A 25,081-nucleotide genomic window follows, 5' to 3' on the forward strand; every position below is an offset into this window, starting at 1 on the left:
TAATGGAAATCTTTGTCGCGATTACACCGCAAACAGGTGCCTGTTGATGCGTCTGTTCATTGCCGAAAAACCCAGCCTTGCCCGCGCGATTGCGGATGTCCTGCCGAAACCTCATCGCCGGGGCGATGGCTATATTGCCTGTGGCAACGATCAGGTGGTGACCTGGTGCGTCGGCCACTTACTCGAACAGGCGCAGCCCGATGCCTACGACAGCCGCTTTGCGCGCTGGTCGCTCGCCGATTTGCCGATCATTCCTGAAAAGTGGCAGCTTCAGCCGCGTTCTTCCGTCGCCAAACAACTCAACGTGATTAAACGCTTATTGCTCGAGGCCTCGCAGGTTGTCCACGCCGGTGACCCGGATCGCGAAGGGCAGTTGCTGGTGGATGAAGTGCTGGATTATCTCGAACTGACGCCGGAAAAACGTCACGCGACCCAGCGCTGCCTGATTAACGATCTCAACCCGCAGGCCGTCGAGCGTGCTATTGAGCGGCTGCGCGACAACCGTGACTTTATTCCGCTGTGTGTTTCCGCGCTGGCCCGCGCCCGTGCCGACTGGCTTTACGGCATCAATATGACCCGCGCCTACACCATTCTGGGGCGCAACGCCGGTTACAACGGCGTGCTCTCCGTCGGACGCGTACAGACCCCGGTTCTCGGACTGGTGGTCCGTCGCGATGAAGATATCGAAAACTTCGTGCCGAAAGATTTCTTTGAAGTAAAAGCGCATATCGTCACGCCTGCCGAAGAGCATTTTGTGGCGCTGTGGCAGCCGAGTGATTCCTGCGAGCCGTATCAGGATGAAGAAGGGCGATTGCTGCACCGTCCGCTGGCCGATCATGTCGTGGCGCGCATTGCCGGACAACCGGCGATGGTCACCGGCTATAATGACAAGCGTGAGAATGATATTGCGCCGTTGCCGTTTTCGCTTTCTACATTGCAGATTGAAGGGTCGAAAGCCTTTGGGCTGAGCGCCCAGCAGATCCTTGATATCTGCCAGAAATTGTACGAAACGCACAAATTGATTACGTATCCGCGTTCGGATTGCCGATACCTGCCAGAAGAGCATTTTGCCGGTCGTCATGCCGTGCTGAATGCTATTGGCGTTCACCGGCCTGACCTGATGCCACAACCGGCAGTGGATACCGATTTACGTAACCGTTGCTGGGATGACAAAAAGGTTGATGCGCACCATGCGATTATCCCGACGGCGCGCAGCAGTAACGTCAATCTGACGGATGACGAACGCAAAATTTACGGACTGGTGGCGCGTCAGTATCTGATGCAGTTCTGCCCGGATGCGGTTTACCGCAAATGTGTTATCGACCTGGATATCGCGGGCGGTAAATTTATCGCCAAAGCGCGTTTTCTGGCCGAGGCGGGCTGGCGCACGTTGCTGGGCAGTAAAGAACGCGACGAGGAAAACGAAGGCACGCCGCTGCCGGTGGTGGCCAAAGGTGACGAACTGTTGTGCGAGCGCGGAGAAGTGGTTGAACGCCAGACCCAGCCGCCGCGGCCATTTACCGATGCTACATTGCTTTCCGCCATGACCGGGATTGCGCGTTTTGTGCAGGATAAAGAACTGAAAAAAATCCTGCGTGCGACAGATGGATTAGGTACGGAAGCAACCCGTGCCGGCATTATCGAGCTGCTGTTCCGCCGCGAATTTTTGTACAAGAAAGGGCGCTATATTCATTCCAGCGATACCGGCCGCGCGCTGATCCACTCGCTGCCGGACATCGCCGCCCGCCCGGATATGACCGCTGACTGGGAATCCACGCTGACGCGTATCAGTGAAAAGAGCTGCCGTTATCAGGATTTCATGCAACCGCTGGTCGCGACGTTGCAGAATCTCATCATGCAGGCCAAAACGAACCGGGTGTCTTCGGCATTCCGCAGTCTGCCTTCCAAACCGGCGGGCGCTGCGGCGAAAGGCAAAAGCGCCCCTAAACGCCGCAAAGCGAGTACCAAAGGGAAGGAAGCAAACAGTGATGAATAATGTTTTTATCCGTAAAGTTCTGATGGCAGCGCTGATCAGTTCCGCGTTGCTGGCTGCACCGGCGATGGCGAACCGCAGCAATATCGGCAACGGTACGGATGTCGTTGTGCCATTGCCGCCGCAAATCTGGCAGAACAGCGGCAACAACAATAACAGCGCGCCAACCTGCCACAATTGCTGTATCTACAACAACCAGAGTTACAGCGAGGGGGCCGTTGTCACGGCAGACAGCGTGGTCCTGCAGTGTTCCCGTGATCCGAATGTGGTGGGCACCAACGAACTCAAATGGCAAGTGTTGAAGAAATAACGCTTTCTTAAAATTTTCAGACAAAAAAGGCGCGAAACTGGCAACAGTCCGCGCCTTTTTATTTACCATGATCGCTAACCGGTAAATTTCGCCAGATAGGCTTGTGCCAGCGGGATATCCGCCGGTGCCAGTTCAAACGACAGCACCTCATCCGGCGTTACCCAACAGATTTCAGAGTGACACTGTAACCTAATCTCGCCGGTAAACCCGCTGACCCGCCAGCCATGCAAACGAATTAACCGTTCAGACTGTTGCATAACGCTGGTAGCGATGAAATCTTCCACCGTGGCAGTGATGCCCATTTCTTCCTGCAACTCGCGCACTAATGCAGCAGGCTGGCTTTCCCCGGCTTCGACTTTGCCGCCGGGGAATTCCCACAAACCGGCCTGATCGCCGGACGCATCCCTTCGGGCAAGCAGTAATTTGCCCTCGCGCTCAATCAGGGCGGCGACCACGTCAATCGTTTTCATGGTCATTACTTCAGGTCGAACGTCGCCCAGATTGGCGCATGGTCAGACGGCCTTTCCATCCCGCGGATATCGTAATCAATCCCGGTGGCGATACAACGCGCGGCCAGCGGCGTGCTCGCCATGATCAGATCAATACGCAGACCACGGTTTTCATCAAAGCCGCGTGAACGGTAATCAAACCACGAGAATTTATCAGCGGTGTCGGGGTTGGCGGCACGGAAGGTGTCGATCAGACCCCAACCTTTCAGGCGATCCATCCACTCACGTTCTTCCGGCAGAAACGAACATTTACCGGTGCGCAGCCAGCGTTTGCGACTGTCTTCGCCGATACCAATGTCCAGATCGGTCGGGCTGATATTCACATCGCCCATCACCACGACCGGATTGTTCACCGACAAACTGGTGGTCAGGTAATCCTGCAAATCACGGTAAAACTTCTCTTTTGCCGGGAATTTAGTCGGGTGGTCGCGACTTTCACCCTGCGGGAAGTAACCGTTGATGACCGTCAGAATGCCTTGTGGCGTTTCGATATCGGTCATGATGATGCGGCGCTGAGATTCTTCATCATCACCGGGGAAACCACGGCGTACAGCGACGGGTTCTTGCTTGGTCAGCATGGCAACGCCGTAATGGCCTTTTTGCCCGTGATAAAACACGTGATACCCGTGCTGGCTGACTTCTTCCAGCGGGAACATATCGTCATGCACCTTGGTTTCTTGTAAACCAATAACGTCAGGCTGGTGCTGTTCGATTATTGCCGCAAGCTGATGTGGACGTGCGCGCAATCCATTGATATTAAAGGAGACGAACTTCATAGTCGGGAACCATTTGGCGATGAAATCAGAAGGGCGATAGTAGCAGAAAAAGGCGGGATGGCGAAACCAACATGTGCCGGATGCTGTCAGCAGAAATCACTATGAAAGCAAAATCCTTACCCGATCATCATGGCAGTCAGATGTCATTCAGCGAATTATTTTGTCAACTTTTCGTGACAGTCTCTTCTTCCGGTGTACATGAAAGAGTATTATGCCTGCAGCGATTTCCGCACCGGCAGAAAAAGGTCAACACTGATGCGTCTGGAAGTTTTTTGCGAAGACCGCCTGGGTCTCACCCGTGAACTCCTCGATTTACTGGTTTTACGCAGTATTGATTTACGCGGTATCGAGATTGCCTCGATTGGCCGTATTTACCTGAATTTTTCCCAACTGGATTTTGATACTTTTCGCGCCCTGATGGCTGAAATCCGCCGCATCGACGGCGTGACGGACGTTCGTACCGTGTCGTTCATGCCTTCCGAACGGGAGCATCGTGCGTTACGCGCTTTACTGGTTTCCATGCCGGAACCGGTTTTTTCCATTGATATGAAAGGCAAGGTCGAGCAAGCCAATCCGTCGGCGATGGCATTGTTTGAACTTGATGAAGACAAAATCCGCAATGTGACGGCGGCGAATCTGATCACCGGTTACAACGTCACGCGCTGGCTGGAAAGCGAAAATGCCCAGCCACACACCGAACGTATTGTGATCCGCAGCCAGGATTTCCTGATGGATCTCACGCCAATACATGTGGATGACGAAGACGAAAAAGGCGGAATTGCCGGCGCCGTCGTCATGCTCAAATCGGCTGCCCGCATGGGACGTCAGTTGCAGGATCTGACTGTTAACGATGACAGTGAGTTTGACCACATCGTCGCAGTCAGCACCAAAATGCGTCACGTTTTGGATCAGGCGCGTAAACTTGCCATGCTGGATGCGCCGCTGCTGATTGTCGGTGATACCGGCACCGGTAAAGATTTACTGGCGCACGCCTGCCATCTGCGCAGCGCACGTGGCAAAAAACCTTTCCTCGGTCTGAACTGTGCGTCGCTGCCGGATGACGTCGTAGAAAGTGAGCTGTTTGGCTACGCGGCAGGCGCTTATCCGAATGCGCTGGAAGGCAAAAAAGGCTTCTTTGAACAGGCTAACGGCGGCTCCGTGCTGCTCGATGAGATCGGTGAAATGTCGCCGAGAATGCAGATCAAACTGCTGCGCTTCCTCAATGACGGTACGTTCCGTCGCGTGGGTGAAGAGCACGAAGTGAAAGTGGATGTCCGCGTGATGTGCGCCACTCAGAAAAACCTGGTGGAACTGGTGCAGCGCGGCGAGTTCCGTGAGGATCTGTATTACCGCCTGAACGTGCTGAGCCTGACACTGCCACCGCTGCGCGACCGTCCTGCGGATGTGATGCCGCTGACGGAACTGTTCGTGGCGCGTTTCTCGGATGAACAGGGGATGCCGCGTCCGAAACTGTCTTCACAGCTGGCGAATTACCTGACGCACTACGGCTGGCCGGGCAACGTCCGCCAGTTGAAAAATGCCATTTATCGTGCGCTGACGCAACTGGAAGGCGGAGAGCTACGCCCGCAGGACATCGTTCTGCCGGACTTTGACGCTGAAGTGACGATAGGTGAGGAAGCACTGAACGGTTCGCTTGACGATATCAGCAAACGTTTCGAACGCTCCGTGCTGACCCGGCTTTACCGCACTTATCCGAGCACGCGTAAACTGGCGAAACGTCTGGGCGTCTCACACACGGCTATTGCTAACAAACTGCGCGAATACGGCCTCAGCAGTCGTCGTGGCGAAACGGGCGACAGCGACGAGTAATTCCCGGTTCAGAAATTATGCACAATAAAAAAGCAACGGATTACGCCGTTGCTTTTTTTTTATCTGCTAAGAAGTGATTATTTCAGCACAGCCAGCGCAGATTCATAGTCAGGCTCAGTGGTGATTTCATTCACCAGCTCGCTGTACAACACGTTATCCTGACCATCCAGCACCACAACTGCACGGGCAGTCAGACCGGACAACGCGCCATCGGTAATGCCCACGCCGTATTCGGATTTGAAATCACCGCCACGCAGGGTGGACAGGGTAATCACATTGGACAGGCCTTCCGCGCCGCAGAAACGGGACTGTGCGAAGGGCAGATCAGCAGAAATGCACAGCACCACAGTGTTGTCGATGTCAGCCGCCAGTTGGTTGAATTTGCGGACGGACGTGGCGCAAACGCCGGTATCGATGCTTGGGAAAATGTTCAGGACTTTACGTTTGCCCGCGAAGCTGCTCAGGCTGACATCAGAAAGATCTTTAGCGACCAGGGTGAAAGGCTTAGCAACATCGCCTTTCTGAGGGATTTTGCCTGCAACGCTAACCGGGTTGCTTTGAAAGTGTACTGTCTGGGTCATGATTATTTCCTATTTCCATTTGAGTCAAACGGCTTTCAGTTTAGGGGAACAATGCTATGTTGGATATAGATTATTTGTTAATAAGTTGTATGTATTGATTGTATCCCGCAGGGCGCATTTCACTATTGGAGACGCTATGAGAAGTGTTCGCTTTTATCCTGAAGCCTGGCCGTTACATACGCCGTTTGTGATCTCCCGTGGCAGCCGCACTGAAGCGCGGGTGGTGGTGGTCGAAATAGAAGAAAACGGCATTCGCGGCGTCGGGGAATGCACGCCGTATCCGCGTTATGACGAGAGCGAAACCTCGGTAATGGCACAAATCGCCAGCGTCGTTACCGCTATAGAACAGGGTGCCAGCCGCGAAAAATTGCAACAGATACTTCCGGCAGGCGCCGCCCGCAATGCGCTGGACTGTGCGCTGTGGAACCTTGAATCCCAGACCAGTGGCCTGAATTTATGGCAACTGACCGGCACTGAACCGCTGCCTTCCATCAGCATGGCGCAGACAGTAAGTATCGGTTCGCCGGAAGCGATGGCGGAAGCGGCGCTGGCCTTGCAGCAAAAGGGGGCGACTCTGCTGAAAATCAAACTTGATGACCGCCTGATTGCCGAACGGCTGGTGGCGGTGCGTGCCGCCGTGCCGAACGCCTCGCTGATTATCGATGCCAATGAAGCCTGGCAAAGCGACGGACTGGCGGCTCGCTGTCAGTTGCTGGCTGACCTCGGCATTCTGATGCTTGAACAGCCGCTGCCTGCCGGTGAGGATTCGGTACTGGAAAACTTTATCCACCCGCTGCCGATTTGCGCTGACGAAAGCTGTCATACGGTTGAAGGCTTACCGGCGCTGAAAAACCGCTATGACATGGTGAACATTAAACTGGATAAAACCGGTGGACTCACCGGTGCACTGGTGCTGGCAGAAGCCGCGCGTGAACAGGGTTTTGAGATTATGCTCGGCTGCATGTTGTGCACGTCACGGGCGGTTCGCGCAGCATTACCGCTGACGGCAGGGGCTAAGTTTATTGACCTTGATGGCCCGACCTGGCTGGCTCAGGACGTCGAACCGGCCATGAAATTTCACTGCGGTGGCATTGACGTTGCCGGTTCGGACTGACTTCGCCCGGCTTTTTATTCACCAAACCCGGCGGTTTTGTGCGCGAAGGCAAATCTGTAATGATTTCTTATAGGGAATTATTACCGGTAATGATAAAACTCGTGAATGTTTCAGGGCGTAGCCCTTTGTCAGTTCAGGAGAATTTATGCTGCAGGGAAATCCATTTCCGCTTTTATCGTATTCCGCATGCGCCGCGCTGGCGGCGCTGACTGCCAGTCAGGCTATCGCCGCTCAGGTTCCCGCCGGTTCCCAGCTCGCTACCAAACAGGAAATTGTCCGTCACATTAAAGACGAACCCGCCTCACTGGATCCGGCAAAAGTTGTCGGCCTGCCGGAAGCGCAGGTGGCGCGTGATTTATTCGAAGGGCTGGTGAATCAGGACGCCACCGGGAAAAATATTCCGGGCGTGGCGGAAAGCTGGCAAAACCAGAACAATCAGGTATTCCTGTTCACTTTACGCAAAGACGCCAAATGGTCGAACGGCGATCCGGTGACCGCACAGGATTTTGTCTATAGCTGGCAGCGTCTGGTGGATCCGAAAGGGTCATCATCCGGCGCGTGGTTTGCCGGGCTGGCCGGCATTGCTAATGCGGATGCGATTATCGCCGGGAAAATGCCGGTGGATAAACTGGGTGTGACCGCCGTCAGCCCTACGCTTTTACGCGTTACTCTGGATAAACCGGTGCCTTATTTCGTCAGTCTGCTGGCGAATTTCAGCCTGTTCCCGGTGCATAAAGCCACTGTTGAAAAATACGGTGATGAATGGACCAAACCGGGCAATCTGGTGGGCAACGGCGCGTATGTGCTGAAAGACCGCGTGGTCAATGAAAAGCTGGTGCTGGAACCGAACCCGTATTACTGGGATCATGCCCGCACGGTGCTGACGAAAGTCACCTTCGTGCCGATCAACAAAGAATCCAACGCCACGAAACGTTATCTGGCCAATGATATCGACATCACCGAGTCCTTCCCGAAAGACCAGTACAAAAAATTGCTGCACGATTTGCCGGGGCAGGTTTACACGCCGTATCAGCTCGGCACTTATTATTACGCCTTCAATACCCGCCGTGCGCCGACCGACGACGTCCGGGTGCGTCAGGCGCTTTCACTGAGTATTGACCGTAAAATTATTGCTGAAAAAGTGCTGGGCACGGGCGAAAAACCGGCGTGGCGCTTTACGCCGGATGTGACCAACGGCTTCAAACCGGCTGAAAGTGAGCTGCAGCAATATTCACAGGAAGAACTGAACGCACAGGCGAAAAGCCTGCTGGCGGCGGCCGGTTACGGCCCGTCAAAACCGCTGCATCTGACGCTGCTGTATAACACCTCGGAAAGCCATCAGAAGATTGCCATCGCAGTGGCATCGATGTGGAAAAAGACGCTGGGTGCCGATGTGAAACTGGTGAATCAGGAATGGAAAACGTACATCGACAGCCGCAACACCGGTAATTTCGATGTGATCCGCGCGTCCTGGGTCGGCGATTACAACGAAGCCTCGACGTTTCTGTCGCTGCTGACGTCCACACATAACGGCAACATCAGCAAATTCAGCAATGCGGAATACGATAAAGTCATCAGTGACGCCAGCCGTGAAACCAGCGAAGCGCGCCGCAATAATGACTACAACAAAGCCGAGCAGATTATTACCGGACAGGCCCCCATTGCGCCGATTTATCAGTACACCAACGGCCGTCTGATCAAACCCTGGGTGAAAGGCTATCCGATTAATAACCCAGAAGATGTGGCTTACAGTCAGGAAATGTACATCCTCAGACATTGATATTTCTGACGTAAAAAAGCGCCCGCAGTGAATAGCTGCGGGCGCTTTTCTTTTATCTCATCTTTCAGTTTTTACGGCTGAACAGACGTAGCAAGAGTGCCGCACCGGCCGCAATCGTTGCCAGCGCCACCACACCCGTCCAGCCACCGGTTGCCAGCGCTTTACTGCCCAGCGCCGCACCGGCTGACATGCCGATAAACACCACGGTGAACAGCAGGGCATTCAGTCTGCCGCGTGCCGCTGGTTCAAGGCCATACACCAGCGTCTGATGTGCCACCAGCGTGGCCTGAATACCTAAGTCAAAACCGATGGCGCTCAGCACAATCAGCGCCAGCTGAGCGTGCGGTGACAACAGCGGTAACAGGAACATCGCCGCAAAAGAAATCATCACCAGTGCAGAACCCATTTGCGTGACCCGCGCCGGGCCTTTCTTATCGGCTAACGCACCGGCCAGCGGCGCAGCTAATGCCCCTGCTGCACCCGCCAGACCAAATGCCCCGGCCACCGCGCTGCCCAGATGGAACTGTTCGTTAAGCATAATCGCCAGCGTTGACCAGAAGGCACTGAACGCGACGGACAGCAAACCCTGAGCCAGTGCGGCATGACGCAGTGTTTTATAGTTTTTCCACAAGCCAAACATCGAGTGCAGCAGACCGGCATAACTGATACGCGTATCCGGTTTGAAACGCGGCAATACCCGCCAGAGCGCAACGCCAATCAGCGCGACGCTCAGCGCCGCCAGCTGATACATCACCCGCCAGCCATAATATTCGGCCACAAAACCACTGAGTACGCGGGAAAGCAAAATCCCGACCAGAAGACCGGTCATCACCGTGCCGACCGTTTTCCCCCGTTGTGCGGCTGGCGCCAGATGCGCCGAGGCGGGCACGATATCCTGCGCCATGGTGGCACCGATACCGGTGATCAGGCTGGCGACCAGCAAACCGTGAATGCCTGGCACAAAACCACACAGCAACAACGCAGCGGCCAGTAAAATGCTTTTCAGCAGAATAATGGTGCGGCGGTCATGGCGGTCACCCAGCGGAATGAGAAACAGAATCCCCAATGCGTAACCGGCCTGTGTGAGCGTTGGAATCAGACCGACGGACGTGGTGCTGGCTTGCAGATTACCGCCCATAATGCCGAGCATCGGCTGGCTGTAGTAAATCGAGGCGACGCTTAACCCCGCACCGGCGGCCAGTGTAAAAATGATTTTGCCCGACAGGGCGGATCCCTCAACATGGGATGTGCTGGTAAGTTCTGACATAACGTGACCCCTGAATAATAAGTTTGTAGCCGTAAGTGCGTGGAATGCATTCTTCACCCGAATGGTTATAAGTGGTAGCCTGCAGAAAGGTAAAACTGTTATACGTGAGGCGTATGAATACACCCGTCACCAGCGGTATTGACCGTATCGACCTGATGCAAACTTTTGTGCGTATTGTGGAAAGCGGCAGTTTGTCTGCGGCTGCGGCGCAACTGAGCACCAGCCAGCCGACCGTCAGTCGCCGTTTGCAGTCACTCGAGCGCCTGCTGGGCGCGAAACTTATCCTGCGCACCACCCACGCGATGAAGCTCACCGACGACGGCCAGCGGTGTTATGAGCAGGCAAAATTATTACTCGAACGCTGGGTCTCGCTGGAAGATCAACTAAGCGGGGCGGGTGATGAACCGGTGGGGACCCTGCGGGTGCGTGCGCCGCATGCGTTCGGACAGGACCAGCTGATCGCGCCGCTAACCCGTTATTTACAGCGATACCCGAATCTTTCCGTCGACTGGATGCTGAATGACCGCACGCCGGACTTCATTTCTGAAGATATTGACTGCGCCATTCAGGTGGGGAATGTTGCCGATCCGTCGATGGTGGCCATTTTGCTGGCCGAGGTGCCACGTATTGTGGTGGCGACGCCGGAACTGCTGCGGCAGCATCCGGTTACCCGGGTCAGCGAACTGGCAAAATTACCCTGGATTTCTTTCAGCACGTATTACCGCAACGAATTTACGCTAAAACATGACAATGACGGCAGAATGGAAAGTTGCAACATTGCGCCGCGTATGGCGACTGACAGTTTATACGCCATGCGTAAGGCCGCGTTGTCGGGATTAGGGGCGGGCATTGTGTCTGCGTGGATCGTCAAAGAAGACATCGCCGAAGGACGTTTACAGCGCGTATTACCCGGCTGGAACGCCTTGCCGCTGCCGGTTTATCTGGTCTATCCGTATTCCAGTTATTATCCGGCGCGCTTGCGCAAATTCCTCGAAATGATGCGCGGCGTGATGCCTGAACTGGCCGAAATGCAGACACCCGGCGGGTAGAAACACTCGGTTATGTCGCGAAACTGAGGGACTTAGCGCTAAACTTAAAACAGATAACGAAGAAAAAGCGAGGAATGTCGTGGAAGTCATTAAGGGAAAAGAACTACAGGTTTCGGATGCCGTTTATGCTTTCCAGATGGACGGACAGGGCGGCGTGAACGATATCAGTCCGCTATGTGTCGCCAGTGAAGATAAACCCTGCTGGTTGCATCTTGATTACACGCTTCCTGCCAGCGAACAGTGGATCAACAGTACGCCGGTGTTACCGGATACCGTGCGCGAGGCACTGGCCGGTGACAGCGTCCGCCCGAAAGTTATGCGCGTAGGCGAGGGCACGCTGATCACCTTGCGCAGTATCAATCTTAATGCGGATGCGCGGCCCGATCAGCTGGTCACCATCCGCGTCTACCTCACCGATAAAATGATTGTCTCCACGCGGCACCGGAAAGTGTTTTCCATGGAAGAGATGATCGGGGATATGAAGCAAGGCAGCGGGCCGCGGAATACCGGGCGCTGGCTGGTGGAAATTTGCGATGCGCTGACCGATCACACCAGTAATTTCATTGAAGATCTGCACGATAAAATTATCGATATTGAAGATGATTTGATGGAGCAGCAGGTGCCGGAGCGGGGTGCGATGGCGTTGCTGCGCAAACAGCTTATCGTTTTACGTCGCTATATGGCGCCGCAGCGCGATGTGTTCTCCCGCCTTGCCAGTGAACGCCTGCCGTGGATGAATGACGATGACCGCCGTCTGATGCAGGAAATTTCCGATCGGCTGGGGCGCGGACTGGATGATCTGGATGCCAGCATTGCGCGTACTGCCGTACTCTCGGATGAAATCAGCTCACTGTTGGCCGATTCACTGAACCGCCGCACTTACACCATGTCGCTGCTGGCGATGGTCTTCCTGCCTGCGACGTTCCTGACGGGTCTGTTTGGTGTCAATCTGGGCGGTATTCCCGGCAATACCTCGCCGTTTGGTTTCGGGATTTTCTGTGCCTGTCTGCTGGCGCTGGGCGGTGGTGTCGCACTGTGGATGAAAAAAAGCCGGTGGCTGTAGAGCATTAACTGGCTGAAAAAAAGCCAAAAAAAAGCCGGTCATAAGACCGGCGTCGTTCGAATTAAATTGTGCTATGCATTAATTCTAAAAATTTGGAAATAAGACAATATGGAGCACAACGCCCATCGCTTGACGTTGCATTCACCTGCGGAATAGATACTGCACCGATTCAGCCATTCTAATGTTGATTTCGCTCAATCTTTTTTAAGGTTTCTCCCCTGCGGAAGGCCTGTACCGGCATTTTTGCTTGCCTGCCTTATTTTCGACATAACAGGAGATTGCTGTGCATACCCGGGAAATGATTCATCAGGCGTATGAAAATACGACCACTAAAACATCCGGCATCTGGAAAAACCACCGCGACACGGGCGAAATCCGCACTGAGCCTTTTTATCACCCGACGCGGCTTGCCATCACCAGCGGTCATCGCGCAGGCCCCCGGATGGCGGGGTTACTGGAAGACTTAGCCACCGCTGCGCAAGGGGATCCGCTGGCCGATGTGGCGCGGGTTAACGGCATGCATTTCACCTTTTTCGCTATCACGCAGGCGCTGTATGACCGCCCTGAAGACGCGGAAGGCCTCGCGGATCTGATCAGCATTTTTGAACAGTATTGCCGTGGCCATGTTATGCAGATCAGCGATTTGCGGCTGGTGGCTTTACCGGATCAGCTTCTGCTGGCGGGATTTCCGGACGCGGAAAGTTTGCGGGTGAGACAGGCGCTGGTTGAGTATCTGCTGAATACGCCGTGGGCAGCCAGGATCAGAGAGCGATTCCCCAACACGGAAATCCCGCAAGTCTTCTGGCACAGCACCTTGCTGCGTTACAGCGCGCAATATCTGCCTGAATCGCTGCGTGTCTGGTTCCATGAAAACCGGCAGAAAGACTTTGGCTCGCTGAGTTTGCCGGTGAACCTTGTCATGACTAATTACAACTGGACGGAGACGTTCACACTAGCCTGATAAACAAAAAGCCCGCATTGCGCGGGCTATAAGATTCACAGTGAACGCTGTGCGGGAGATTATTTAATTTCCAGCACGTTCAGACGCTCAACCGGCACCGCCGCTTCATCTTCATCCGGCTGCCAGCCAACAGGCTGCAGCGGAATATCTTCACGGTCAAACGCCAGATCTCCACCGTCGACTACGGCATCGCCATGACGGATCCCTTTAAAATCGAACAGATTCATGTCATTGAGATGCGAAGGCACCACATTTTGCATTGCGCTGAACATGGTCTCAATGCGGCCAGGATATTTTTTATCCCAGTCTTTCAGCATGTCGCCGATAACCTGACGTTGCAGGTTTGGCTGCGAGCCGCACAGGTTACAAGGGATAATCGGGTATTCGCGCGCAATCGCAAAACGTTCGATATCTTTCTCGCGGCAGTACGCCAGCGGACGGATCACGATGTGTTTACCGTCGTCGCTCATCAGTTTTGGTGGCATTCCTTTCAGCTTGCCGCCGTAGAACATGTTGAGGAACAAGGTTTGCAGAATGTCATCGCGGTGATGGCCGAGGGCAATCTTGGTACAACCCAGTTCCGTCGCGGTGCGGTACAAAATCCCGCGGCGCAGACGTGAACACAGGGAACAGGTCGTTTTGCCTTCCGGGATTTTATCTTTGACGATGGAATAGGTGTCTTCGGTGACAATCTTATATTCCACACCCAGCGCGTCTAAATACTCAGGCAGGATGTGTGCCGGAAACCCCGGTTGTTTCTGGTCAAGATTGACCGCCACCAGTGAAAAATTCACCGGCGCGCTTTGTTGCAGATTGCGCAAAATTTCGAGCATGGTGTAGCTGTCTTTTCCGCCGGAAAGACAAACCATAATGCGATCACCTTCTTCGATCATACCGAAGTCAGCAATTGCTTTCCCAACGTCACGGCGCAGGCGCTTTTGTAACTTGTTGAGGTTGTACTGATCTTTTTTATTAACTAATTGATTATCTGACATTTTTTGATGTTCGATTCGTCTGGTGGCGCAGCAGGGAAAACCTGCAACGCGAGTTTCTTGTTCAGCATACCGGTCGGGTCGCTTTCATGCTCCAACTGCCGATGATAAAAGGCGGGTTTGTTCCCGCAGTCAGCATCCGGCATGCGTTCGTGTGGCGCGTATGATACGGATTACGCCGTGAAATGTCAGCGCGTTTTATAGCAGCATTCCGGCATGCTCCGATTGGGGAAAGGGAGTTGCAGGTCTGGAAGAAGAGGCGACCCTTATTTCCGGTGTCATAACGACAAATAAACTTTCAGATGTTCATGAGTACTTTCGGTCATCTCCGGCCAAGAATCGGCAAATTTTTCAGGCAATAGTTTAGGTTATTTTACCTGTCCGCAGAGGGGGAAGCGGGGCTGTTTAAGGGATTTTGTGCCTTGAATGACACACCTGTGATGAACGTACGGGGGCAAATACAGATGTTTCTCAATGAACAAGCTGAAATGCTAACTATGCTTACTAAACGCATTGTTAAATCAGAATCACTTTCAGGAGAGAAGTATGAACAGGAAAAACCTTATTGCCGCGTCACTTGCCGCTGTATCCATTCTTTTTGTCGCAGGTTGCGCGTCTAATCAGGCGATTAAAACTACGGACGGGAAAACCATCGTCACAGACGGTAAACCTCAGGTAGATGACGATACCGGTCTGGTGTCTTATAAAAATGCCGAGACGGGTAAAACCGAGCAGATCAATCGCGACCAGGTTAAAAACATGAGTGAACTGGATAACTGATTTATCCGGAAATTCTGACAAAGGAGAGAATGATGAACAGGAATTTATTGCCTCAAAAAATGCTTTTACCTTTAGCCGCTATCCTGTGTGTCGCAGCGCTGTCTGGCTGTACCCGCACGAGTTATGCGATTCAGACCAATGATGCGCGAACCATCATCAGCGACGGTAAACCGAAAGAAGCAGATTCCGGTCTGCTGGAATATACCGACGCCAATGGTGTGAAACAGCAAATCAGCAAAACTGAAGTGAAACAGGTAACAGAACTTCCGAAGTAAATCCGGTGCGTAATCTTTTTTTGTCTGATATTAAAACCCGCTGCTAAAGCGGGTTTTTTATGAGCGGAATACAGCAAACCGTTGCCCAAAATCTCTGCATTGGTTCTCTCATTGCCCCTATCTTTGCGACGTCACCACATTGCGTTTTAATGCTTTTTTGGCCAGTGCGGCTTTCATGCCTTTTTCTGCGCTGCGGTGCAATATCCAGCCGAACAGCAGAACTGACAGGGCGCACAGCAGAAACAGGAGCCGTCCCCACAACGGATTCGGCACCAGCACCATCAGCAGCAACCCCGCGCCCATGTACATCGAAATACGGCCGATTTTATCGCGCTGCAGGCGGTCAAACTCATCTTGTTCATGGTCGGCATAGACGGGTGTCTCCATGTCAGAAAAGAACTGCTGACGCTGAGTTTCCCGCACCGTATCGGACTCGCGATAGAACAGGGTGGTCAGACAGAAGAACCCGCCGGTAAACACCATGTGCGCAAAGATATTCCACATGATCGCTACATCCAGCAGCTCACGTGCCGTCAGGGTGATCCCCAGCAGACGGGCGACATCCGGCGCGGTGAACAGGTTCGCCACCACATAAGACACGCATAATCCGAATAATACGGTGACCCATGCCGCCCAGTCCGGCGTTTTACGGATAAACACACCGAGGAACAGCGGCACCACAATCGGTGCCTGCATCAGCGTGCCGACTTTCATCATCAGGTCGAACAGGCTGACTGTCTGCATGGTGTGCATGTATTGCGCCACCAGAATGACCAGTACGCCATTCACCACGCAGGCAATCTGGCCGACGCGCAACTGATATTTGTCGCTGCGTTCACTGTTGCGGTTAATGACCGGCGTCCAGAAGCTGCGTACAAAAATCCCGGAATTACGGTTCAGTGCGCAATCCATAGAAGACATGGTGGCGGCGAACAGTCCGGCCATCAGCAGGCCGACGGTACCCACCGGCATGGCGCGTTCTGCAAAAATCAGATACACCGCATCGGTCGCGTTTTTGCCCAGTTCCGGATGCGCGGTTGCCGCGTCAGGATAAAGGATCGCCACCGCCCACGGCGGAATGAACCAGATAATCGTACCGACCAGCATCAGCACTAACGCGAACAATGCCGCCTTTTTGGCATTGAAACTGTCTTTGGCATTCAGGAAGCGGTAGGAATCCTGCAGATTGTTGATGCTCTGCACATTCTTGATAAAGAAGAACAGGAAACAGGCCACCAGCAGGGAAATATAATGCGGGCCAACGTCAGGGCCGGTAATGAAGCCGGAAGGAAACTCCGTCACCAGTTTCACCGGGCCGCCGACTTTAAATAACGCCACCACTGCGCAGGCAATGGAAATAATCGCCACCACCAGCGTCTGCACAAAATCACTGGCGACCACGCCCCACGCCCCACTCAGCAGCGAAATCACCAGCACCACGATGCCCGTCACCCACAGCGTCAGAGTGATGTCGTGCCGGAATACCGCGCTGGCAAACACCGCCAGGCTGTTCAGCCATACGCCGGCACTGAGAATGCTCAGCGGAATGATCATCCAGGTGAAAAACTGTTCGTTACCTTTGCCGAAGCGATGGTTGATTGCCTCGGTTGCGGTATCAACACGCAACTGGCGGAAGCGGGCGGCAAACCACCACCAGGCGATCAGATAGCCGAACACGTTACCGGCAAACACGCTGACGACATTGAAACCGTAGCGGTAAGCCTGACCGGCCGCACCGGTAAATGTCCAGGCGCTGAACTGGATCATAAAGGCGGTTGCGCCGACCATCCACCAGAGCATTCGCCCGCCGCCGCGGAAATAGTGGCTCGAGGAGCCGGACGCCATTTTTTTGAAGGCATAACTGATAGCAATCATTAAGACGAAGTAACCGATCATGACCAGAACGTTGATATCCATTGCCGTTACTCTCTTGTTTGTAGGGTGAGATGTTTTTTGGTTATGTATTGAGCAAGCGTAGAAGAGGGAATTGAAATTAAAAGTCGGACAAATAAGAAATGCTTAGTTTGTTATCAAATTGTGATTCTGGTCACTTGTTTGGCTTAATATCTGCCTTTAAGTCAATTCTGGCTGGCGAAAATGAAGGTTCGTTGCTTTATTAGTATGACTAAAGCGTGAAATCTCAACGGGGAAATGGCGCGGAGCCGGGAGAATACATGACGTTAATGCTGTGCAGTAATGGAAAAGGAGTGACGGCCAGCCTGGTGCTGTTGCTGACGCTGATGACGGGTTCTGCCGGTGCACTGGCTGCGGAACCGGCATTTTTGAATACGGCGCAAATGGCTGTTGTCCGCCAGCAACTGCATGATCACCATGCGGCACCGCAAACGGCGGAGGCGTATCAGCACTTGCTGGCCGCGGCGGATTCCGCGCTGAACAAGCCTGAGCTGAGCGTGACCGACAAAGGCATGACGCCGCCGGGAGGCTCGAAGCATGATTATCTCAGCCTGAGTGCGTACTGGTGGCCGGACGACAGCACACCCGACGGGCTGCCGTGGGTGCGCAAGGACGGTCATGTAAATCCCGCCAGTAAAAACGACCAGAGTGATGGTGTGCGGCTGGCCGATTTTACCGCACGGGTGCAGAACCTGACGCTGGCGTGGTATTTCTCCGGCGAACAGAAATACGCCGATAAAGCCGCCAGCCTGCTACGCACCTGGTTTATCAACCCGGAAACGCGCATGAACCCGAATCTGAATTATGCGCAGGGTGTGCCGGGCATTTCGCCGGGACGTAACGCCGGTGTGCTGGATGGCCGCTATTTCTCCACCCGAATTGTCGATTCGTTAGTGCTGTTGCGCGGAAATCCGGCCTGGACAGATAACGACGAACAGCAAATGCGGGCGTGGATGCAGGATTATCTGCAGTGGTTGCAGGGCAGTAAAATCGCGAAAAAAGAAGGGCGTACAGAGAACAATCACGGTAACTGGTATGTGACACAAGTCTCCGGTATTGCCTGGTATCTGGGCGATAAAGCGCTGACTGGCGGCATGGCAAAACTGATGAAAAGCAAGCTGGATGTGCAACTCAAACCCGATGGCACGCAGCCCGCCGAGCTGGCGCGCACGCGTTCGTTTCATTACAGCTATTTCAATTTGCAGGCGATCAGCATGATGGCGGTGCTGGCGCAGAAAAACGGCATTGACCTCTGGCATTACAAAACGTCACAAGGCGGCAGCGTGCTGACCTCGCTGGATTTCATGGCGCGCTTTACCGATCCGTCAGTGCCCTGGCCATACAAGTCACTCGATCAGATCCGTGTGCGTCCGGTGCCGTTGCTGTCCTGGGCGGATAACGCGACGGGTGAAAACCGTTACGAACAATACATCCGCAGCGCGAAATTCACCTTGCCGCCAGCGGTGAAACCGGCTTCCGGCGGATACTACGAAGACGTGACCCGTGGCGCGGTGATGGAGGCTGAACGCGAAACCTGGCTGCTGTCATTGCCATCGTTTGCGGCAGGATATGTCGCGCCACAGCCTCAGGAGATGCATAAATGAATCACTGGCAGCCGTTGCAGATAAGCGCGGGCGAAGCGGATGAACTGCGCGGACAGATTAATGCAGATTCTCCTTTGGGTGCGGCGCTGCGTGCGCAAATCGCCACGCTGGAAAACATGCTCGTGCAGCCGCCGACGATTCCCGGCCACGGCGAGGCAGGTGGCCCTGAGCATGCCCAGCACAAGCAAAACTATCTGGGAATCAATCTGGCGGGGCGTTTAGCGCTGATCACCGGTGAGCCACGTTATGGCGATTACGCGCTGGCGCTGCTGACCGGTTACGCCGACATTTATCCCTCGCTGGGCAGCGCGACCAGCAAAGACAGCAATGCGCCCGGTCGTTTGTTCCATCAGACCCTGAATGAAAATATGTTCTGGCTGTACGCCGTCGAAGGCTACCACTGTGTGATGTCATCGCTTAGCGCGGCTAAGCGGGAACATATCGAAACTAACCTGTTTCAGGTGATGGCAGATGATGCGCTGAACCGGCATACCCGTGATTTCGATATCGTGCATAACCACGGTATCTGGTCGGTGGCCGCAGCGGCGATCAGCGGTTATGTGCTGGGCGATGCATCGCTGGTAGAAAAAGCCTTATATGGCCTGAAAGGCGACAGTGAAAGTGGCGGATTCTTTGCCCAGCTCAGCCAGCTTTTTTCGCCGGACGGTTATTATATCGAAGGGCCGTATTACCACCGCTTTGCGTTGCGCCCGTTGTTACTGCTGGCGGAGGCCATTGAACGGCGTCAGCCGGATTTACAGATTTATCAGTTCCGTGAGCAGATTATCCGTAAAACCTGTGAAGCCCTGATGCAGACCGCATTCCCCGACGGCGTCTGGCCTGCGCTGAATGATTCCTCTAAAACCATCAATATCCGTGATGACGGCGCGGTGATCGCCGCCAGCGTCTGCTATTCCCGCTATGGCCACAATCCGCAGTGGATCGCTGTCGCACAACAACAGCAAACGGTGTGGGTGAGTGCGGCCGCGCTGAAACTCTCTGCTGCCCTGAAAAAAGCCCCGGCAACGCCCGTGGACTGGGGCAGCGCAGAACTGCGCGATGGCCCGCAAGGCACGCAGGGCGGCATCGGGATTTTACGCAGTGACGCAGAAAATCAGGACATGGCGCTGATGTGGTACGGCCAGCACGGCAGCATTCCCCGCCTGCATTCGGCGCTCAATCACGGCCACTTTGACGGCCTGCATCTTAGCCTGTTCAGCGGCGGACGCGAGTTCCTGCGCGATTACGGCTTTGGCCGCTGGGTCAACGTCGAGCCTAAATTCGGTGGCCGCTACATTCCTGAAAACAATAGTTACTGCAAGCAGACCGTCGCGCACAACACCGTGGTGGTTGACGGGCAAAGCCAGAATGGTGGCAACAGTCTTGAGGCCGAAAAACGCTGGGGCGAACCGCATTTCTTCGTCACGGACAATCCGGCATATCAGGGGATGAGTGCGCGGCTTAATGACTATTATCCGGGGGTGAACCAGCAACGGACGGTGCTGATGCTGAGCCTGCCGGAACTGTCTTCGCCGCTGATCGTTGATGTGTTCCGGCTTACCAGCCATGAGCCGCACCAGTACGATTATTGCCTGCATCATCTCGGTCAGTTTGTCCGCACTGATGCCGTCCTTGATGCTGCCAGCCAACTGACGCCACTCGGCGAAGGTCACGGCTATCAGCATTTATGGGATTGCGCGAGGGCTGATATTGCGGCGGGAGATTCGGCCTTATTCAGCTGGCTTGACGGCGACAGTTACCGCACCCTGGTCAGCGCATTTCCCGACGGTGGCGAATTGATTGTCGCCCGCACCGGGGCCAGCGATCCGAATTTTAACCTGCGTAATGAACCCGCTTTACTGCTGCGAATCCAGGGGACAAACGCCATTTTCGCCAGCGTGTTTGAAACCCACGGCTATTTTGATGAAGCCAGCGAAATGTCCCTCGACGCGCGTGGCAAGGCAGAACGCGTCAGTGTGGTCAGTCATGACGACGTGCAAACCGAACTGAATATTTACTTTGTCGCCAACCGGACACTGAACGTCCGCATCAGCAACCGCGCCGCACCGGCTGCGGAAGATGCGTTCAGCGTGGCGTGGCAATCCGTTTCACCTCTGAACATCCCTGAATCATAAAGGAGTCACTATGTTTAACGATTTGAAAGGTCAGCGTGTTTTGATCACCGGTTCAACCAAAGGTATCGGGCTGGCGGCGGCGGAGGCATTTGCCGCAGCGGGCGCAAAAGTCGGGATTAACGGCCATCGTCATGATGCCAGCCTGGACAAACTGGCGGCTGATATCGCTAAGAACGGCGGCGAAGTGGCGTATTTTGGTGCGGATGTGACGAAGTCGGCCGAGTGCGAAGCGCTGGTGGCGAGTTTTGTAGAACGCTTTGGTGGCATTGATGTACTGATTAATAACGCAGGCGGCCTGGGCGGACGTCAGGGGCTGGAAAGCATTGACGATGATTTTTATGACCATGTGATGGATCTCAATGCCCGCTCGGCGCTGATGGTAACGAAATTTGCTATTCCGCATCTGCGTCACGCGGCGAAACAAAGCGGAAAAACCGCATCGGTGATCAGTACCGGTTCGATTGCCGGACGCGAAGGCGGCGGGCCGGGAGCCAGTCTCTACGCCGCCTCAAAAGCCTGGCTGCACAATGTGCACCGCAACTGGGTGAAAGAATTCACCCGGGACAATATCCGCTTTAACGTGATCGCGCCGGGCACCATCGACACCGTTTTTCACGCGGATAAAAGCGCAGAAGTGCGCGAAAAAATCGCCGGTTCCATCGCCATGGGCCGTTTCGGCACCGCTGAAGAACTGGCGCCGTCGTACCTGTTTTTCGCCTCGCACGCCTGCAGTGGTTACATTACCGGCCAGATTCTGGATGTGAATGGCGGCCAGATGGCGCCGTAGCGCACAGTTCGGGTGTTTCAGTGTGGCGGGGGCATGCAGCGCGCCGCCACCTGAACTATGATGTCGGCAATCTGCACAGGAAAAAGGGAAGAGCATGACGATGCAGTTTGAAACCGCCGCAGGCATGACCCGTGGCCTGAATACCCATATCGCCCGCGACATCGCCCGCAAAATTCTTTCGGGCGAACTGGCGTCAGGCGCGATACTGCCGAGTGAAATCGAGCTGGGCGAACAGTTTGGCGTCAGCCGTACTGCGTTGCGTGAAGCGCTGAAACTGCTGACCTCCAAGGGATTACTGGAGTCGCGGCCAAAAATCGGCACCCGCGTGAAAGAGCGTCCGCAATGGAACATGCTGGATCCGCAGTTGCTGGAATGGATGCAGGGCATGGAAGCGACGGAAGATATTTACCACCAGTTTCTGGAATTTCGCAAAGCGATTGAACCGCACGCCACCGCGCTGGCGGCGGTGAACGCCAGTAAAGAGCAACGCATTGAACTCTCAAGAATTTATCGCCAGATGTGTCACGTAGCCGAAAACTTCGATGCACAACATTGGGTCGATATCGATACGCAGTTCCACCGGATGATTTTCATTTCCTCCGGAAACTGTTTTTACGTGCCGTTCGGCAACGTGCTGACCACCATTTTCAAATGGTTCTTTGAGTATTCCTCAAAAGAAGGGGGCATGTGCCTCAGTGAACATAAACGTATTTACGAAGCGATTATGGCCGGTGACGAAGGTGCGGCATTTTCTGCCTCGCTGAGTCTGATGAAAGGGCATAAGCACCGGTTGCATCAGACATAACGTTCAGCAAAACCGTTTCATGCCGTTCCTCCCGATGCGCAGATCTCTCTGCGCATTTTTTATGTCTGATGATCCTCAAATGAGCTCACTGATACAAAAATGAAACAAACGTCACGGGCGGTTACGCCCCAGTGCCAGTGGGTTATATAGACTTGTCATAATTATTACGGTCTAATCATTTTATCAGGACATAATATTTTATGGCGCAGAGTGATTAACGATATTTATTTTAGTTATTAACCCGGTGAATATATGAAAATACTCAAGGTCAGTGATTTCTTTCTCTCGGAACATCATGCTTTCAGTTTATTCGATATGAATCGCCAGTCGATGGAAGATGTACACGGGCATGAGTTTGATGAGCTGGTTATTGTCCGCAACGGCAGCGGGTTTCATATAATCAACGACCAGGCAGAATTTATTCATAAAGGCGATTTTTTCATCGTCAGCGCTCATGATGTCCATTGTTATGAATCTACCAATAAGCTGTCAATTACTAATATTTTGCTCCATAAAGAGCGCCCGTTTTATTTTCTCAATAACATTGGGCAACTGACGGCGGGGATCAAAGATTATACTGCCTCGATAAAAAAACGGCGTGCAGGATTAACGGACGGGGAACTGACGAAAGTTATTGAGCTGACCGATAAAATCACCCGGCAATGTGATGCCCGTTACGACAACGCCTACTTTGCCACAGCAGAGTCTTATTTATTTTCGATGATGGTCATCCTGTACCAGTGTGCAACCCGCAAGGAATGCCGGGCCAGCCCGACAGATTCCGGCAAGCGACATCTGCTGAATTATTTACGCGAGAATTACACATGCAGCATCAACTGGGATTATTTGTGTGAAGAAAGTGGTGTGGCAAAAAGAACGATGTTCAGATTTATAAAAGAGATGACAGGATTTACACCTGAAAAATTTCAGCAGCGTTACCGTCTGTTAAAAACACAGGAATTATTGCGTACCTCCGATTTAACTGTCGGGAAAATAGCCACCGTGTGCGGTTTTTCCACCCCATCACGTCTGACGGAAGCCTATAAAAAAGAGTTTCACAGAACACCCTCACAGGAGCGAATGAGAGTCAGTAACAGTGTGATTAAAACGCGCTATTAAAAACAAAATTCAATAATAAGAATTAATAATATAAAACCATAACAGCACTAATAATTCAGGATAACTCACGGACTTTTTTATTCACCATTACCTCTGAAGGACATTATTATGTCAACCACTAAACAACCTAATCCCTGGTACGTCGGGGTGGTTTCCGGCATGGCGTCATATATTGATTCAGCCGCGATTGTTTCAAACGGAACGGCCCTGGTTATTTATCAGAAAACGATAGGGACAACATCAGCTCAGATAGGCATACTTTCCGGCATATTAACCCTGAGCATTGCACTGGGTGCATTTCTGGGCGGCAGACTGGGGGATTGTTATGGCCGACGCAAAGTGTTTATTGTCACCATGGCAATGATCATTATCGGTACGCTGCTGCTGGCATTCGGCAATACCTTTCCGGTGCTGCTGACTGGCACATTGTTGGTCGGGTTAGCTACCGGTGCAGATTTACCGGTATCACTGGCGACCATTGCTGAAGCGGCGACGGATAAAAATCGCGGGAAAATTATCGGGTTGTCGAATCTGCTGTGGTTTTTGGGGATTGGCACCACGATGGCAATTTCTGCCATGGTGGGCGACTGGGGAAGGCCCGGTGCGCAGATTATGTATCTGCATGTCTGCGTGGTGGCCGTCGTTCTGCTGGCGTTGCGCTGTACGATCCCGGAGTCGCCTTTATGGCTGATTGCCCGAAACGAAAGGCGTGCAGGCATTGTCACGGTGCGTGCGCAGAAAGCGTCGTTTAAAGATCTTATCCACGGGAAATATCTGTGGCCGTTTATTGCGCTGTGCCTGTTCTATACTTTTACCAATCTTGCAGCGAATACCGGCGGTCAGTTTGGGACTTATATTGCAGTTAACGTAGTGGGTATTTCCGTCGGGCAACACTCGCTGTGGAACCTGCTGACCATGCCGGTCGGGGTATTTGCCGGGATCATGTTTATGCGCTTTGTCGATACACCGAAACGTATCCCCGCGTTTATTATGGGGGCATTTTGTTTTGCGGGAGGATTCTTCCTGCCGGTAGTATTTAACTTTTCACCCGTATCCTGGTTCTGTTGTTTATTCTTTACCGCGATAGGCAGCGGTCTGGCCTTCGAAGGGATAATGAAAGTCTGGTCGCAGGAATCCTTCCCGACCATGCTCCGGTCTACAGCACAAGGTATTATCGTCGCTATTTCCCGGTTGTTATGCGGTGTGCTGGCATTCATTACGCCACTGCTGCTTGATGCCGGTCCGCTGGTATTGTATTTCATCTTATCCTCTACGGTGGCTTCCGGTTTATTGATCGGCTGGATCTGTTTCCACGGCAAGCAAAGGAATGAATTTAACAGCGAAGCCGGTACGGTTATTAAAGAACCGGCAACACAATATCCGGCATCCGCTATAAAGCAAATCTAGTTGTTTATTTTACCGCTCAGGCAACATTAC

General features: G+C 53.5%; 22 protein-coding genes and 1 pseudogene. 16 read left to right on the forward strand and 7 right to left on the reverse strand.

What is annotated here, in order from left to right; translation table 11 throughout:
• Window positions 1–46: 46 nt before the first annotated feature.
• Together EX31_RS06315 and EX31_RS06320 are read left to right on the forward strand one after the other, a co-directional pair.
• On the forward strand, window positions 47–1,996 hold the full coding sequence (locus EX31_RS06315) for a DNA topoisomerase III (RefSeq protein ID WP_037033921.1): 1,950 nt from the start codon (window positions 47–49) through the stop codon (window positions 1,994–1,996).
• Window positions 1,989–2,303 (forward strand): DUF1496 domain-containing protein, encoded by a 315-nt coding sequence (locus EX31_RS06320; RefSeq protein WP_013575370.1) that lies wholly within the window; start codon window positions 1,989–1,991, stop codon window positions 2,301–2,303. Before EX31_RS06315 ends, EX31_RS06320 begins: the two co-directional genes overlap by 8 nt.
• Window positions 2,304–2,377: 74 nt before the next feature.
• Here the strand turns inward: EX31_RS06320 and EX31_RS06325 are convergent, their stop codons facing one another.
• On the reverse strand, window positions 2,378–2,779 hold the full coding sequence (locus tag EX31_RS06325; RefSeq protein WP_081925148.1) for a pyrimidine (deoxy)nucleoside triphosphate diphosphatase: 402 nt from the start codon (window positions 2,777–2,779) through the stop codon (window positions 2,378–2,380).
• Entirely contained in the window at window positions 2,779–3,588 is an 810-nt protein-coding gene (gene xthA, locus EX31_RS06330) for an exodeoxyribonuclease III (RefSeq protein WP_013575372.1), read from the reverse strand. The genes EX31_RS06325 and xthA overlap by 1 nt, the downstream gene beginning before the upstream one ends.
• A gap of 255 nt (window positions 3,589–3,843) precedes the next feature.
• Here xthA and tyrR point away from each other — a divergent pair, with 255 nt between their 5' ends.
• Complete coding sequence (gene tyrR, locus EX31_RS06335) at window positions 3,844–5,418, forward strand: transcriptional regulator TyrR (protein WP_015689897.1); 1,575 nt, start codon at window positions 3,844–3,846, stop codon at window positions 5,416–5,418.
• 77 nt (window positions 5,419–5,495) lie between these two features.
• Here tyrR and tpx read toward each other — a convergent pair whose 3' ends face one another.
• Window positions 5,496–5,999 (reverse strand): thiol peroxidase, encoded by a 504-nt coding sequence (gene tpx / locus EX31_RS06340; RefSeq protein ID WP_013575374.1) that lies wholly within the window; start codon window positions 5,997–5,999, stop codon window positions 5,496–5,498.
• A 136-nt stretch (window positions 6,000–6,135) separates the two neighbouring features.
• On the opposite strand from tpx, the gene ycjG reads away from it, so the two are divergent.
• Both ycjG and EX31_RS06350 read left to right on the forward strand, forming a co-directional pair.
• Window positions 6,136–7,113, forward strand: coding sequence for an L-Ala-D/L-Glu epimerase (gene ycjG / locus EX31_RS06345; RefSeq protein WP_015689899.1), 978 nt, complete (start codon window positions 6,136–6,138; stop codon window positions 7,111–7,113).
• Window positions 7,114–7,258: 145 nt separating this feature from the next.
• On the forward strand, window positions 7,259–8,893 hold the full coding sequence (locus tag EX31_RS06350) for an ABC transporter substrate-binding protein (protein ID WP_037033923.1): 1,635 nt from the start codon (window positions 7,259–7,261) through the stop codon (window positions 8,891–8,893).
• 64 nt (window positions 8,894–8,957) lie between these two features.
• Here EX31_RS06350 and EX31_RS06355 read toward each other — a convergent pair whose 3' ends face one another.
• Entirely contained in the window at window positions 8,958–10,160 is a 1,203-nt protein-coding gene (locus EX31_RS06355) for an MFS transporter (protein ID WP_037033924.1), read from the reverse strand.
• Between the two features lie 113 nt (window positions 10,161–10,273).
• Between EX31_RS06355 and EX31_RS06360 the strand changes: the two genes are divergently transcribed.
• The 3 genes from EX31_RS06360 to EX31_RS06370 all read left to right on the forward strand — a co-directional run bounded on the left by EX31_RS06360 (window position 10,274) and on the right by EX31_RS06370 (window position 13,233).
• Window positions 10,274–11,209, forward strand: coding sequence for a LysR family transcriptional regulator (locus EX31_RS06360; protein ID WP_013575378.1), 936 nt, complete (start codon window positions 10,274–10,276; stop codon window positions 11,207–11,209).
• Window positions 11,210–11,288: 79 nt separating this feature from the next.
• Window positions 11,289–12,272: a zinc transporter ZntB gene (zntB, locus tag EX31_RS06365; protein WP_013575379.1), complete on the forward strand. Its 984-nt coding sequence runs from the start codon at window positions 11,289–11,291 to the stop codon at window positions 12,270–12,272.
• Window positions 12,273–12,555: 283 nt separating this feature from the next.
• Window positions 12,556–13,233, forward strand: coding sequence for a hypothetical protein (locus EX31_RS06370; RefSeq protein ID WP_037033925.1), 678 nt, complete (start codon window positions 12,556–12,558; stop codon window positions 13,231–13,233).
• A gap of 59 nt (window positions 13,234–13,292) precedes the next feature.
• Here the strand turns inward: EX31_RS06370 and ttcA are convergent, their stop codons facing one another.
• Both ttcA and EX31_RS26295 read right to left on the reverse strand, forming a co-directional pair.
• Window positions 13,293–14,228, reverse strand: coding sequence for a tRNA 2-thiocytidine(32) synthetase TtcA (ttcA, locus tag EX31_RS06375; RefSeq protein WP_037033926.1), 936 nt, complete (start codon window positions 14,226–14,228; stop codon window positions 13,293–13,295).
• Between the two features lie 103 nt (window positions 14,229–14,331).
• Window positions 14,332–14,463: pseudogene (locus EX31_RS26295) on the reverse strand (site-specific integrase); the annotation flags it as partial.
• Window positions 14,464–14,771: 308 nt separating this feature from the next.
• Between EX31_RS26295 and EX31_RS06380 the strand changes: the two are divergent.
• Window positions 14,772–15,005, forward strand: coding sequence for a YgdI/YgdR family lipoprotein (locus tag EX31_RS06380; protein WP_015689902.1), 234 nt, complete (start codon window positions 14,772–14,774; stop codon window positions 15,003–15,005).
• Between the two features lie 32 nt (window positions 15,006–15,037).
• A complete protein-coding gene (locus EX31_RS06385) occupies window positions 15,038–15,280 on the forward strand; it encodes a YgdI/YgdR family lipoprotein (protein ID WP_013575383.1) in 243 nt (80 codons plus the stop codon).
• A 117-nt stretch (window positions 15,281–15,397) separates the two neighbouring features.
• Here the strand turns inward: EX31_RS06385 and EX31_RS06390 are convergent, their stop codons facing one another.
• Complete coding sequence (locus tag EX31_RS06390; RefSeq protein ID WP_037033928.1) at window positions 15,398–17,197, reverse strand: sodium:solute symporter family transporter; 1,800 nt, start codon at window positions 17,195–17,197, stop codon at window positions 15,398–15,400.
• Between the two features lie 257 nt (window positions 17,198–17,454).
• On the opposite strand from EX31_RS06390, the gene EX31_RS06395 reads away from it, so the two are divergent.
• The 6 genes from EX31_RS06395 to EX31_RS06420 all read left to right on the forward strand — a co-directional run bounded on the left by EX31_RS06395 (window position 17,455) and on the right by EX31_RS06420 (window position 25,051).
• Window positions 17,455–18,798 (forward strand): alginate lyase family protein, encoded by a 1,344-nt coding sequence (locus EX31_RS06395; protein WP_037033929.1) that lies wholly within the window; start codon window positions 17,455–17,457, stop codon window positions 18,796–18,798.
• On the forward strand, window positions 18,795–20,933 hold the full coding sequence (locus EX31_RS06400; RefSeq protein ID WP_037033930.1) for a heparinase II/III domain-containing protein: 2,139 nt from the start codon (window positions 18,795–18,797) through the stop codon (window positions 20,931–20,933). Before EX31_RS06395 ends, EX31_RS06400 begins: the two co-directional genes overlap by 4 nt.
• Window positions 20,934–20,943: 10 nt before the next feature.
• Window positions 20,944–21,720, forward strand: a complete 777-nt coding sequence (locus EX31_RS06405) for an SDR family NAD(P)-dependent oxidoreductase (RefSeq protein WP_037033931.1) — start codon at window positions 20,944–20,946, stop codon at window positions 21,718–21,720.
• A gap of 94 nt (window positions 21,721–21,814) precedes the next feature.
• Entirely contained in the window at window positions 21,815–22,525 is a 711-nt protein-coding gene (locus EX31_RS06410; RefSeq protein ID WP_013575388.1) for a FadR/GntR family transcriptional regulator, read from the forward strand.
• A 252-nt stretch (window positions 22,526–22,777) separates the two neighbouring features.
• Window positions 22,778–23,644 (forward strand): helix-turn-helix domain-containing protein, encoded by an 867-nt coding sequence (locus EX31_RS06415; protein ID WP_037033932.1) that lies wholly within the window; start codon window positions 22,778–22,780, stop codon window positions 23,642–23,644.
• A gap of 108 nt (window positions 23,645–23,752) precedes the next feature.
• The gene (locus EX31_RS06420) at window positions 23,753–25,051 is read left to right on the forward strand and encodes an MFS transporter (RefSeq protein ID WP_037033933.1); all 1,299 of its coding nucleotides are present in this window, start codon (window positions 23,753–23,755) and stop codon (window positions 25,049–25,051) included.
• The last annotated feature ends 30 nt before the right edge of the window (window positions 25,052–25,081 follow it).

The organism is Rahnella sp. WP5, assembly GCF_000745615.1.
In the GTDB taxonomy this organism is placed as follows: Bacteria; Pseudomonadota; Gammaproteobacteria; order Enterobacterales; family Enterobacteriaceae; genus Rahnella; species Rahnella aceris.